This is a genomic window from Nostoc sp. KVJ20 (genome assembly GCF_001712795.1).
Lineage (GTDB): Bacteria > Cyanobacteriota > Cyanobacteriia > Cyanobacteriales > Nostocaceae > Nostoc.
Map to the genome: position 1 here is coordinate 13,859 of NZ_KV757561.1, position 12,741 is coordinate 26,599.

Genomic DNA, 12,741 nt, shown 5'->3' on the forward strand with positions numbered 1-12,741 from the left:
ATGTTCTTATCTTTATGATAAATTGGCGTGTGTTAGCGCGTAATGCGTCACAAGACAGACCGGTAAGGGTCGCATATATAAATGAGAGCCAGAGCGAATAGAATTCGCGGCTACACAGGCAAAGTCCGCCTCCGCGGACTAAGAAAAAATTGAGGGTTTGAAACCCACGGAGGTGGGTTTTGTTTGTGTAGACGCGGTTTCTAACCGCCGTTTTAACTCTTCATGCGCCTTCCCGTAATTTATCCAACACGCTTCTGTCTTCCAATGTCGAAGTATCTCCAGATACCTCTTGACCGGCAGCTAGATTCCGCAGCAAGCGCCGCATAATTTTACCCGATCGCGTTTTGGGCAAAGCATCGGTAAAGCGGATTTCTCCCGGACGTGCGATCGCACCAATTTCTTTAACAACGTGCAGTTTGAGTTCTTTAATCAGTTCCTCACTTCCCTGATAAGTGCCTTCTAGAGTCACAAAAGCAACTACTTCTTCACCCTTAAGATCATCCGGTTTACCCACTACCGCCGCTTCTGCAACCGCTGGATGCGAAACTAACGCGGATTCTACTTCCATTGTACCGAGTCGATGTCCTGAGACATTCAGTACATCATCCACACGACCCATCACCCAGAAGTAGCCGTCTTCATCTTGTCTTGCGCCATCACCAGCAAAGTAAGTATATTTACCATCTTGGGGTAGAATGTGTTCCCAATAGGTGCGGCGGAAGCGTTCTGGATCGCCGTAAACTGTCCGCATCATTCCTGGCCAAGGATGGCGAACTGCTAGATAACCGCCTTCGTTATTGGGTACAGTGTTTCCTTCCAAATCCACGACATCTGCGATAATTCCAGGGAAAGGAAGAGTTGCGGAACCGGGTTTGGTGGGAATTGCCCCCGGTAATGGTGTAATCATGATACCGCCAGTTTCCGTTTGCCACCAAGTATCAACGATTGGACAGCGATCGCCACCAATTACTTTGTGATACCACATCCAAGCTTCTGGGTTAATTGGTTCGCCGACGGTTCCCAGCAAACGCAACGAAGACAGGTTTCGCGCATTGGGATGTTGTTCGCCCATTTTAATAAATGCCCGAATTGCCGTAGGTGCGGTATAAAAAATATTAACGCCGTATTTTTCAATTACATCCCAGAAACAGCCAGGATTAGAAGCACGGGGCGCACCTTCATACATCACCGTGGTTGCACCATTGGAAAGGGGACCGTAAACTATGTAGCTGTGTCCAGTAATCCAACCTACATCGGCAGTACACCAATATACATCCGTGTCTTGCAGGTCGAATATCCATTTGGTGGTGATATGGGTATACAGATTATAACCAGCAGTTGTATGGACTACGCCCTTCGGTTTGCCCGTGCTGCCGGAAGTGTAGAGGACAAACAGCATATCTTCGCTGTCCATCGGTTCGGCGGGACAATCTGCTGATACTCCTTTTTGCAAATCATGCCACCAATGATCGCGTCCGCCCAACTGCATATCAGTTTCTTGTCCAGTGCGTTTGACAACTAGGACATTTTCAACACTGGGAACAGCACCATCAGCTAAGGCTTTATCTACCTGTTCCTTGAGAGGAACGATCGCATCTTTGCGCCAACCACCATCAGCCGTGATTACTAGTTTAGCTGTGGCATCAATTAAGCGATCGCGCAAAGCTTCGGCACTAAAACCACCAAATACCACACTGTGGGGTGCGCCAATTCTGGCACAGGCTAACATTGCGATCGCAGCTTCGGGAATCATTGGCATATATATACCAACGCGATCGCCTTTTTGTACACCCAGTTGCTTCAATACATTGGCAAACTGGCAAACTTCCCGGTGCAGTTGGGAGTATGTGAGAGTACGCGAATCCCCTGGTTCTCCTTCCCAAATCAATGCTGCTTTATTTTTGCGCCAAGTACTGAGATGTCTGTCAAGGCAGTTGTAAGAAATATTAATTTTACCGCCAACAAACCACTTAGCAAAAGGTGGCTGCCAGTCTAATACTGTATCCCATTTTTGGAACCATTCTAATTCTGTTCCAGCCAAATCTGCCCAAAATTGCTGCGGATCAGCTTTAGCTTTCTCGTAGAGGCGCTGATAGTCATCCAGGCTTTTGATATGGGCGTTTTGTGAGAATTCTGGAGCAGGATGAAAGAGGCGGTTCTCTTGTAGGATTGATTCTATAGTTGGTTGAGACATGATTACATTTACAAACGGTATTGTTACTGAAAACTATTTTTAGTTTAGTTGTGTTAGACGGTGTTTAGATTTTCGTTAAGCTAGGTAGAAATTGCCGAGTCATTTAGTTTACATTCATTTTCATCTACCGAAAGCAAGCGATTAAAAAATTTAAAGACGTTTTACAACCTATTTACCAGGAATGTTGCAATATTGTAAGTAGTCTTGACAAACAAAGGCTGAAATTATGACGCTTACCGTCGAAGCCAGTAGCTTATCACTCAACGATGTTCATCGCTTTCTTAAACTAGAAAAGCTTTCAAATGCTTCATTCACAGACTTCTTAACTCTAGAACCACTCTCTGAGTTTGAACAGCAGGATTTATTACGAATCAGAAACGACTTTGATCGTTATTTAAGCGCAGGGAAAATTTCTGAAGGATTGGTTAAATTTTTAACAATTGCACCCTTAATGCGGCTCTCAGGATTCTACGATGTGCCGATTCGGTTGACAATGGAAGATAGCATTGCGATCGCAGTTGAGGATGAAGACAGAAAAATCACCGGGCGGATGGATATTTTAGCAATCAACAATCCTCAAAGTAATATTGCGCCACCATTTTGGGTTTTAGTTATTGAAACAAAAAATAGTTCAGTCAATGTGATTGAGGGTTTACCTCAATTACTCACTTATGCTTTTAAGAGTTTACAGCAACAACCATCAGTTTGGGGTTTGGTAACTAATGGACAGCTTTATCAATTTGTTTATCTAAGACATGACAACCAGTCAACTTATGAGTTAATGCCATTATTAAATTTGAGTGAATCTCCTGACGCAATAGAGTTATTACAAGTTTTCCAAGCCATCTGCAAGTTACCGAACTTTCAGTAAAATAAACGTAGAATTGCGGGGCGATCGCTAATGTCTGAACCTGCTACCCTAGAATTTATCTCTGATAATATTTCAGAGGATGAAGTTATTTTTCCTCCTGGCGATATACTGAGTGATGAACCACCCTTGGAAAGTGACCTGCACCGTGACCAAATCGATTTGCTGATTCGCATCCTTAAATTATGGTGGCGAGAGAGGCAAGATTTCTACGCTTCTGGCAATTTGACTATTTACTACAGTCCTAACCAGAAAAAATCAGAACATTTCCGCGGCCCAGATTTTTTTGTAGTTTTGGGAACCGAGAAAAAAGACCGTAAGAGTTGGGTAGTTTGGCAAGAAGATGGCAAATATCCCAACATGATTGTGGAAATTTTGTCAAGTTCAACAACAGCCGTTGATAAAGGTTTAAAAAAACAAGTTTATCAAGATACCTTCCGTACACCAGATTATTTCTGGTTTGACCCTGTAACAATGGAACTTCAGGGATTTCATTTAGTTGATGGTAAGTATCAAGAAATCCAAGTAACTACTGATGGACGTTTGTGGAGTCAGCAGTTAGAACTTTATTTGGGAGTTTATGAAGGTAAATTAAGATTCTTCACTACTGAAAATCAATTGATACTATCATCAGAAGAATTGGCTGAACAAGAACGTTTACGTGCTGACCAGGCAGAAAGACGCGCCCAACAAGCAGAGCAAGAAATTGCTCGACTACGGGAGGTTTTACGTACACAGGGCATCGACTCAGAGAATATTTAATGACATCAAGAAATTAATTCAGTACATTTTCAAGTTAAGATTTAGTTATAAATGTGTAAAAAAAGCGTTATCTTCTGAAAGTAGGGCATCGTTTGCAAGCAAAAGAGATTAAGGATAAGCTAAAGTCCCTTATCGAGCAAGCCTCCTCGATAGATTATAATTTAGCGAAAAAATTAGATGAAATCAATCGTTGGGTAAAGAATATCAAGCCAGGTTCTCTGACTGCAAAACCTTTTGTCATTGCTTTTCTCTTAGAGGTGATTACGGACTCTACCATTTGGCTGATCATCAAATCCTTACCTTTGGAAGAACAAAAAGCAAAGTTCGAGCAAATGACACCCATTGAGAGATATTGGTATGGTTATCTCTTTCCTAGATGGATTAATGCAAGTGACTCCAAGTTTTATATTTGGAAACAAAAATTGATGGCAGGTGAATTTAATCAGGTTGATGATGATATCATTAAATCAATAGCCCAAGATGTTGTAAGTCGAGAAGGTAGTTTTTGGCAGCGTTATATCGCCGACCTATCGATGGCAACAGACCTAATTGTAAGTAGTCGTAACAATCAACCACTGTGCATTCAAGTAACTAGTGTATCTGAAGAACTTAATTACCAAAAGTACCAAGCTTGGCAAAATACACTGCGATCGTGGGAAATAGAGAGAGGACTGTTCTTAAGTTACAATCCCAAGGACGCTAATTTTGTCAACCAGTTAGTCAACGTGGCCCTGTATAACAGTGATTACCTTTCTGGTGGCAAATATTTAAAATTTTCGTGAAACTTCTGGAATTCGATACTCAAGGTTTGTGTTCTAGCCTATATACTTACGTGCTAATTATGGCTTTTATGGCTAACAAAAGAGAAACTCACTGCAACAATCAAGTAGATACATTTGCTGAAGCTTTAGAAACAGCGCGACAAATGCAACAGAACTGGCTAACTTACGGGGTTGATTTTGTCAATTTTTACGTTGAAGATGTGGATGGAGACTGGCTAGAAACGTGGGGACATGACGAAATATTAGGTAATTTTAAATTAGATACAATTAAAGAATTTTTGGTAAGTAGTGATGCTGTAGCTGTTAGGGTAAGAGAGCATTTAGGAGAGCGATCGCTATTTGATTTCGCAGTAAACTTAGAAGAATCTTGGAGAATTTCTGAAGTAGATGAGAAGTTATCTGCTGTGAGAACCTTGTTAGCTGGTGAAGGAAATAGTATTGATACTAATGATATCAGGTTCTTGGATTTAGCAAATACTCTGGTGGTAAAGTTAGCAGAGATTTTGTGATATTTTTAGTTACGTAGTGGTAAATTCAATTGCCCTTAAAGTATTGAATTTGCAATGGTAATGTTGAGCTACTAAAACAGAATATTAGCGATCGCTGTTTGATTTTACAGTAAAAAACCTCACCTTGTCCTATCAGACATCCCTCTCTTTACTAAGCCTACGGTGTACACATAAGTCAAACTACCCCCCTCAATCCCCCCTTGTAAAGGGGGGAAGCCGGAAATCCAGTTCCCTCCCCTTTGCAAGGGGAGGGTTAGGGTGGGGTAAAAAACAAATTTGTAAACTACTTCAGACTTATATGTACACCATAGCGTTACTAAGGAGAGAGACAAATTTTACATAATCAAATCAAGGTGAGGTATCTTAATTGCACATACCCTAAGTATTTATTGCAAAATTTCAATTTTTTATTGCCAATGTTCAAACAATTGTTACTCACGTTAAAGTCTTTATAAGAAAGGCTTAAGTATTTCTTGCAAAGATTAAATATTTTCTTATAAATGTTAAAGCAGTTGTTACTCAGGTTGAAGCATTTATAAGAAAGGTTTAAGCATTTCTTACAAAGATTAAATACTTTCTTATCAATGCTGAAGCAATCGCCCAAAAAGCGGCTTGGTATCAAAAAGTACTTTTATCAAAATAGATTTACCAATAAAAGTTAAATAAAAGTTCCTATTTTGGGAATTATAGACCTATTAAAGCTCAGGCAAGTAGGTCAAAAGCATTGATTAGTGAAACCGCAAAACTACTTTACCCATCGGTGGAAAAATTGGTTAACGAAATTGTGGCGGTTAACCACGCTTGGAAAGTTGCTAGTGAATTATTTGGAGAAGATTCACCCCTATCTATTTCTTCACGGGATTTAAAAACCTGTTTGCAGGTGCGTTTGTTGCGAAGCTATGCACCAGAACAGGTTTATTTAATTGAGGATAAAGAATCAGAAGGTGAACCACTTTACAGCTTACGTCTCCGAGAACCTATAGGAGAACGCCTGTATGCAGAGCATCTCCCAATGCGGATAGCTCAAGAAGTTTTTGCGGATAAAGAATTAGAACTATTCAAAAAGATATAACCAAGATAAACAAGAAAGGTGCAGCGTGGAAATAGCAAAAGTTTGGGACATTATTTGGGATAACGAACCTTTTCATTGGGCAACTGCTTTTGTCTTAATAGCCGCAATTATTGTCGAGCTTTGCACACTATTTCAGTATTGGCGCTCAGAGTGTGGCACAACTGGAGCCTCTATTAAATTTTTGAGTAATTTGAAAAATGGTAAAAATGTAAAGCTTTCAAACGAAGTTCGACAATGGTTAAAAGATCATTTAGGAACTGATGACTCCAGTAGATTCAGACAAAAAGATGGTAACTTCATACTGATAAAATATCCATCTGTTTTAGCCCACGCCATACCTCGTAGTTCCCTACGCTTCGTGACAACCTTGTGTACTGCCATCGGCGTTTTAGGAACCTTTTATGGTATACAACAGGGACTCCAAGGAATCAATTTATCTACAGAAGATACCAAAGAACTGATGACTGCCAGTAAAGAGTTGCTGGTGGGAATGAAAACAGCCTTTTCCACTTCCCTAATGGGGCTTGGTTCGGGTAGCTTGTTTACTCTAGTTTTGTTTGGGTGTGATTCGCTACGGCAGAAACGGCGCGATAGTTTGCGTCAGAAATTGAAGGCGATCGCAACTTTGAAAACGGCAGAGAACGACAACCATGAAGTAGCTGAAGCACTTAGTCTTGTAGCAAAAAACTTGACTGGGTTAAAGCAGCTAAATGCAGAAGGCATTGGTCAAGCTGTAGGTAGGAGTATTGCAGAACAATTCGCAGGTTTAAATCAGTTGTCAGCCCAAGCTATAGGTCAAGCTGTAGGAGAGCAAGTGCAGACTGCTATCCTAGCAGCGCTACGAGCAATTTTTAAAGAGCAGCAACAACTTCGACAACTTCAAGAAAACCAGGGACAGAGAGTTTTAGAAGAACTCATTAAGGATATGCGAGTTCAGGTACTCGAACCGATTGCAGATCGGCTAGATAAAAGTGCAGAGTTAACCCAACAAGCTTCTGAAGCTGTGCTGAGTCTGCATAGAGAATTGGGCGGTATATCTCAAAGTTTGGCAAGTTCTATCTTGACAATTCAGAACTTTCAAAAAGAGACTTTGCTAGAACTTCAAGGATTTGCTAAGAATTTGGGAGACACTCTCAATCAATTCCAAACAGATACAAAAGATGTTTTACAACAAACAGCACAGGAAATTAACCAAGCCGTAGACCAAAGTATCCAGGGAATGACAGCCCAGCGAAGTGCTTTTGAAGCAAGTGCAGTGCAAGCGGCTGCTACCTTCCGAGGAATTCGAGAGGAACTTCAGACAGCGCTACAAGAACGCGCAACAGTAGAACAGCAGATGCTTCAAGAATTTGCTAACAATATGGGGCAAACTTTGAGTCAATTCCAAACTGAAACTACGGGAGTTATACAACAAACATCTCACGAAATTAATCGAGCGGTACTTCAGAGTATCGAAGGAATGACAGCCCAGCGAAGTGCTTTTGAAGCCAGTGCAGTACAAGTTGCTGCTACCTTCCGGGGAATTCGAGAGGAACTTCAAACAGCGCTACAAGAACGCGCATCTGTGGAAAAGGAGATGCTTCAAGCTACTCGGACTGGAATTATCCAAATTCTCACCCAAGCAAATAGAACCTTTCATGAGCAAACTAATACTCTACAAACAGTGGGTAATCAAGCTTCTGGGTTGATGAATGATGCGAAGGATAATCTTCTGGCTACTTTAGGCAATATCGACGCAACACTCACAGCCACCCGCCAAACAGTAGAGGAAGATTTGACAAAATTCCGGCAAGAATATCAAGAGAATTTAAAGAAGTTTTTTCAAGAACAAAACAACTTACTTGAGGGGACACTAGGCAAACAACAGGAAGGATTATCTGGGGTTGTGAACAATCTTGATCAAGTGTTTAGAGAGGAATTTGAAAGACGTAGTAAATTGACTCAAGAAGTAGACGAAAGTATGATTAAAATTCAGGTATCTGTCGAACAAATTAACAAATTAGTTATTGCGGCTGGATTAAACGATTCACAACGACTAATACAACTAGCAAATCTTACTACTGATATTGCCAAGCAAGTGAACATAGTTGACAATTCATACAGAAATTTGAATGAAAAATTTGACAATAGCCTTCAGGCTTGGCAGGGTCATCTTGAAGTTTCTATGCAAAGGACTGTTGACTCACAGTTAAGCTTTTTCCAACAAGCAGATACTTCTATGGCTAGAGTTTGTGGAGGTTTACTAGAGACAGCAAAAGTTCTAGTTGCTGCACATGATAACCGCCAATTTGGTAATGGTGGAAGCAATCATGGATGATTTTATCCGAGGTGAAATTGATGCAGAGATTATAGAGGATGATGACTCTAGTATCTATCTGTCTATTGGCGATCTGATGTCTGGGTTACTAATGTTTTTTGCTTTGCTATTTATCACTGCACTACTCCAGCTTGCAGAAAAGGATGTACCAAAACGGGTAGTAATTGGTAATGTTGTGGGACAGATGAAAAGCAACAATATAAATGTCAAAGTCAACCCGGAAACTGGGGATGTCAGTATCCAAGAATCAATTCTTTTTGCCAAGGGAAGTACAGAACTTAAACCAGAAGGTAAAGCCTTCCTACGCCGCTTTATTCCTGTTTACAGTGGGGTTATTTTCTCAAAACCAGAATTTGAGCAGGAAATTAGCCGCGTAGTTATAGAAGGTCACACTAGCTCAGATGGAGACGATAAAACTAATCTACAACTAAGCTTGTTGAGATCATCATCAGTTTACAACTACATTTTTTATGATATGAATTTCCCTACCAAAGCACCTTTAAGCCAGAAAATATTGGCTGCTGGTCGTGGAGAAATTGAATCTGACAATAAACGTGATAATCCAGGCGATCGCAAGGTACTTTTCCGCTTTCAGTTTCGCAGTGATGAGTTAAAGAAAGATATTGTAAAAACCTCTCTTTAAAGGAGCTAAAACATTGAATTCTCAGTTTTACATTCCTTCCCTACCTGAAACTCCCCAGTGTAGTCCTAATCAACTTATTCAACTTGCAAGTAACTTACCAGATGCAACAATATCAATACCAAGTGTTGATAAAGTATTGGAAGCTATTGAACAGGGTAAAGCTGATCGAGTAAGTAAGTTAGACTGGATTTACTGCATCCATGCTAAAGCACAGTGGGATCAGCAAAATATTGACAGATGCAGGAAAACATCAGCAGCCATTTGGAAGGTAGCAATTTCTAATTTATGGTTGCAACATCAGCTATTGTGGCGTTTAGCTCTTTATTATAGTGGTCATCAAGAACAGGGGTTAGCAAAGTCTCTAGCTGAATCTTTTGATATCTTTGCTAATTATGACTTAGTTAGTCACTTGCTACCAGTTCAAATTATTCGGGCGCTTTGCAGTAAACAAGCAGGTAGAGAATTAGCAAAAATTGCTTGTGAACAGCGTATTAACCGAACTGAACTTCTAAACAAAATCAAAGGATATTTACCTATTTGGATTCCATTATTCAGCAGATTCATAGAAGATATAACCCCCTATTTTACTACAATTCGCTCTCCAACTCAGCAGCAAGTAAGATGGTTGTTAAGTTGCTTGGATGAAATGTCAGATAGTCAGCAAATAAAAGCTGTTAATCATTTGCTAACTAATGTTTCCAATGATATAGCAAGCAATCATTCTTTACTGGTTGATTGGTTGAGACATAACTATAGAAATGGTGAAAATTGGTATAAACTTTCAGATCCAGCAAGGCAAAGACTTCGAGAGTGGATTGGAGGTATCAATTATGGTGATTTCCAAAAGTTAGTAAATCTCATATTGAACAAGCTGGATTTAGAAAACTTCGAGTCAAATCGGCTATGTAGTCGCAGGGATTTTTGGGCTAATTACAGTAACCGCTTTGAACGGCTTCGTATCTTGTTACCCAAGACATCACAAATTGCCATAGGGTATCAAATCCAAGGTGATGTTGATCTATTAGAGGATGATGGTAGCGATCCAACAGAGGTTTGTATATTCGATTTTGGTGAGTGGTTTGTAGTCGAATTCTTTCGTGGAAGAGGTAGTGAGACGCGCCTGTTTCCGAAAAATTCCAGAAATGAGCAAATCCTTTTTGGTGAATCCACGCTTTCAGTCAAGCGGATTCGTTGTCTGGGTGGCGATAAGCACGATCATGAATTTCTTTGGCAATTCTTTTGCCGCCAATGGCTTGCACATAAGGGAATTAACCCAAATCCAGGTACTAAACCTTACAGAAACCCGACAGCAGATCAATTACAACAGCGAGAAAACAGGCTTGAGCGGTGGAAAAGAGAAATTGAATATCTGGAACGGCAACATCGAGTCTATGTGTGATATTAGAAATTTTATAGAGACTACTGATGCACAATCATGGTGTCTCGATTTATTTCAATATAGGAATGCTGCTTAAACAATTCAACTATAGATTGGAAGTTAGCTATAAATAGGGATTCCAATTCTGAGTTATTGATATTCCCTGTCGTGATTAAAAGTAGTTTATAAGGTTGCTGAACAGTTAAAAAAGAGTTGACAAAATCCACATCTTTGGTAATTAAAATTCTATTTTGTTGAATTGATATGGTATTAATCTCATTATCTGGCGTAGCATTTTCCCGTAGTAAGTCTCTGGTGTGGATCGTGTCATAACCTGAAGTTTTGAGAAAACGGGCAAGACGAACTGGTAACTGAGCATCGACAAGAAATTTCATGAGGCAATTCGATGAATGCTTTTGACTTGGCTAAGTCGAGCGGCAAATAACAAAACAGCCAAAATATCTTTAGATTCTAAATCGTCATAATCTGCCAATATTTCCTCAGTAGTCATGCCAGAACTGAGCAGTTCCAAAATAAACTCAACTGGATAACGAAGTCCTCGAATGCAGGGTTTCCCGTGGCAGATATTTGGATTATGAGTGATGCGTTGTAGAAGTGTGTTATCCATAAATTCTTACCATATTTTTGTTCTCATCTTTTAATTTTAGATGCGAACTGACAGCAGTCCATTGCGATCGCACCAAGTCAAATGTTAAAACTTTGAATGTATTGAATGATACGTAAATTACCCCACTCGCACTGCGATCGCACACATTCAACCCTCTTCAAAATGCACCATAAGCACGTTAAGCTGAATTAGAGAGACAATTTATTGCGCTTTTTAACATACACAAATCTCTGTTCTTGTCAAATTTTAATTTTTTCTGCTTGAGAAACCCGGAATGCTAGACCGAATTTTTGATTACCTCGACTTTCATTTCAGCCTTGAAGCCCTTATAGTTCTGGTGATCTTGGTGCTTTTAGAGGCGCTGTTATCTGCCGACAATGCGATCGCTCTGGCTGCGATCGCTAGGGGACTGGAAGACAAAGAACTTGAGCGTAGAGCTTTGAACTTTGGTTTAGTCGCTGCCTATGTGCTGCGGATCACCCTGATTCTCACTGCCACTTGGGTACAACAATTCTGGCAATTTGAATTATTGGGCGCTGCTTATCTGCTGTGGTTGGTATTCCAACACTTTACCTCGGAAGAATCCAAGGACGATCACCATCACGGGCCGCGGTTTAATTCATTGTTGCAAGCGATACCTGTGATTGCATTTACAGATTTGGCATTTTCTTTGGATAGCGTGACAACTGCGATCGCAGTTTCTCAAGAAAAATGGCTAGTGCTAACGGGTGCAACAATTGGTATTATTACGCTGCGATTCATGGCAGGATTGTTTATCCGTTGGCTAGATGAATATGAAAATCTAGAAGATGCCGGCTATATAACTGTAGCGTTCGTGGGCTTACGCCTGTTGTTGAAAGTGGTGAACGATAGTTTAGTTCCCCCAGAATGGATCATGATTACTGCCATCTTCCTGATTTTAGGCTGGGGATTTTCCAAGCGTGTTGGCACTGAATTACCCCAAGTAGAACCAGAAAAGAGCGAAGTCTCTAAGTAAGAAGAGGGGAGAGGGAATAGGGTACAGGGTACAGGTACAGATTATTCCCTATTCCCTATTTCCTATTCCCTGTCACCTGTCACCTGTAACCTCTCCCCTAATGTCTTACTCGCGCAACCAAGGCGTTAAGTGTGGTTGCCAACTGACTAATTCTTCATCCTTAAACCATAACGCTACTTCCTGTTGCGCGGTTTCTGGAGCATCAGAACCGTGAATTAAGTTGCGACCAATATTCAGTCCAAAATCGCCGCGAATCGTTCCCGGCTCTGCTGTTAACGGATTTGTCGCACCAATAATTTTTCTAGCAGATGCAATCACGCCATCACCTTCCCATACCATTGCTACTACTGGGCTAGAAGTGATAAATTCCACTAGACCACCAAAAAAGGGACGTTCTCGATGAACACCATAGTGTTGTTCAGCCAACTCCCGACTGACTTTCAGTAACTTTAAACCAACTAGAGTAAAACCTTTGGTTTCAAAGCGACGGATAATTTCACCTACTAATCCCCGCTGGACTCCATCAGGCTTAATTGCTAAAAATGTGCGCTCCATTGCTATCTCCCAAAGCTTAATAAAGTTTTTATCTAG

At 40.6% G+C, this 12,741-nt stretch carries 13 protein-coding genes; 9 read left to right on the plus strand and 4 right to left on the minus strand.

What is annotated here, in order from left to right; all coding sequences use genetic code 11:
• Positions 1 to 220: 220 nt before the first annotated feature.
• A complete protein-coding gene (acs, locus tag A4S05_RS04145) occupies positions 221 to 2,194 on the minus strand; it encodes an acetate--CoA ligase (protein ID WP_069068561.1) in 1,974 nt (657 codons plus the stop codon).
• Positions 2,195 to 2,420: 226 nt separating this feature from the next.
• On the opposite strand from acs, the gene A4S05_RS04150 reads away from it, so the two are divergent.
• The 8 genes from A4S05_RS04150 to A4S05_RS04185 all read left to right on the plus strand — a co-directional run bounded on the left by A4S05_RS04150 (position 2,421) and on the right by A4S05_RS04185 (position 10,546).
• Positions 2,421 to 3,065: a restriction endonuclease subunit R gene (locus A4S05_RS04150; RefSeq protein WP_069068562.1), complete on the plus strand. Its 645-nt coding sequence runs from the start codon at positions 2,421 to 2,423 to the stop codon at positions 3,063 to 3,065.
• Between the two features lie 30 nt (positions 3,066 to 3,095).
• Positions 3,096 to 3,824 (plus strand): Uma2 family endonuclease, encoded by a 729-nt coding sequence (locus A4S05_RS04155; protein ID WP_069068563.1) that lies wholly within the window; start codon positions 3,096 to 3,098, stop codon positions 3,822 to 3,824.
• 92 nt (positions 3,825 to 3,916) lie between these two features.
• On the plus strand, positions 3,917 to 4,606 hold the full coding sequence (locus A4S05_RS04160; protein ID WP_176726908.1) for a hypothetical protein: 690 nt from the start codon (positions 3,917 to 3,919) through the stop codon (positions 4,604 to 4,606).
• Between the two features lie 68 nt (positions 4,607 to 4,674).
• On the plus strand, positions 4,675 to 5,115 hold the full coding sequence (locus tag A4S05_RS04165; RefSeq protein WP_069068649.1) for a hypothetical protein: 441 nt from the start codon (positions 4,675 to 4,677) through the stop codon (positions 5,113 to 5,115).
• 724 nt (positions 5,116 to 5,839) lie between these two features.
• Positions 5,840 to 6,187, plus strand: a complete 348-nt coding sequence (locus A4S05_RS04170) for a hypothetical protein (RefSeq protein WP_176726909.1) — start codon at positions 5,840 to 5,842, stop codon at positions 6,185 to 6,187.
• 25 nt (positions 6,188 to 6,212) lie between these two features.
• Positions 6,213 to 8,504 (plus strand): hypothetical protein, encoded by a 2,292-nt coding sequence (locus A4S05_RS04175; RefSeq protein WP_069068565.1) that lies wholly within the window; start codon positions 6,213 to 6,215, stop codon positions 8,502 to 8,504.
• Positions 8,482 to 9,147: an OmpA family protein gene (locus A4S05_RS04180; RefSeq protein WP_256090820.1), complete on the plus strand. Its 666-nt coding sequence runs from the start codon at positions 8,482 to 8,484 to the stop codon at positions 9,145 to 9,147. The genes A4S05_RS04175 and A4S05_RS04180 overlap by 23 nt, the downstream gene beginning before the upstream one ends.
• 13 nt (positions 9,148 to 9,160) lie before the next feature.
• The gene (locus A4S05_RS04185; RefSeq protein ID WP_069068567.1) at positions 9,161 to 10,546 is read left to right on the plus strand and encodes an EH signature domain-containing protein; all 1,386 of its coding nucleotides are present in this window, start codon (positions 9,161 to 9,163) and stop codon (positions 10,544 to 10,546) included.
• A gap of 20 nt (positions 10,547 to 10,566) precedes the next feature.
• On the opposite strand, the gene A4S05_RS04190 is transcribed toward A4S05_RS04185, so the two are convergent.
• Positions 10,567 to 10,920 carry a DUF5615 family PIN-like protein gene (locus A4S05_RS04190; RefSeq protein ID WP_069068568.1) on the minus strand — a complete coding sequence of 118 codons (354 nt, stop codon included), beginning with the start codon at positions 10,918 to 10,920 and terminating at the stop codon, positions 10,567 to 10,569.
• Positions 10,917 to 11,153, minus strand: coding sequence for a DUF433 domain-containing protein (locus A4S05_RS04195; protein WP_069068569.1), 237 nt, complete (start codon positions 11,151 to 11,153; stop codon positions 10,917 to 10,919). Before A4S05_RS04195 ends, A4S05_RS04190 begins: the two co-directional genes overlap by 4 nt.
• Positions 11,154 to 11,427: 274 nt before the next feature.
• On the opposite strand from A4S05_RS04195, the gene A4S05_RS04200 reads away from it, so the two are divergent.
• On the plus strand, positions 11,428 to 12,150 hold the full coding sequence (locus tag A4S05_RS04200; RefSeq protein ID WP_069068570.1) for a TerC family protein: 723 nt from the start codon (positions 11,428 to 11,430) through the stop codon (positions 12,148 to 12,150).
• Positions 12,151 to 12,255: 105 nt separating this feature from the next.
• Here A4S05_RS04200 and ndk read toward each other — a convergent pair whose 3' ends face one another.
• Entirely contained in the window at positions 12,256 to 12,705 is a 450-nt protein-coding gene (gene ndk, locus A4S05_RS04205) for a nucleoside-diphosphate kinase (RefSeq protein WP_069068571.1), read from the minus strand.
• Between the last annotated feature and the right edge of the window lie 36 nt (positions 12,706 to 12,741).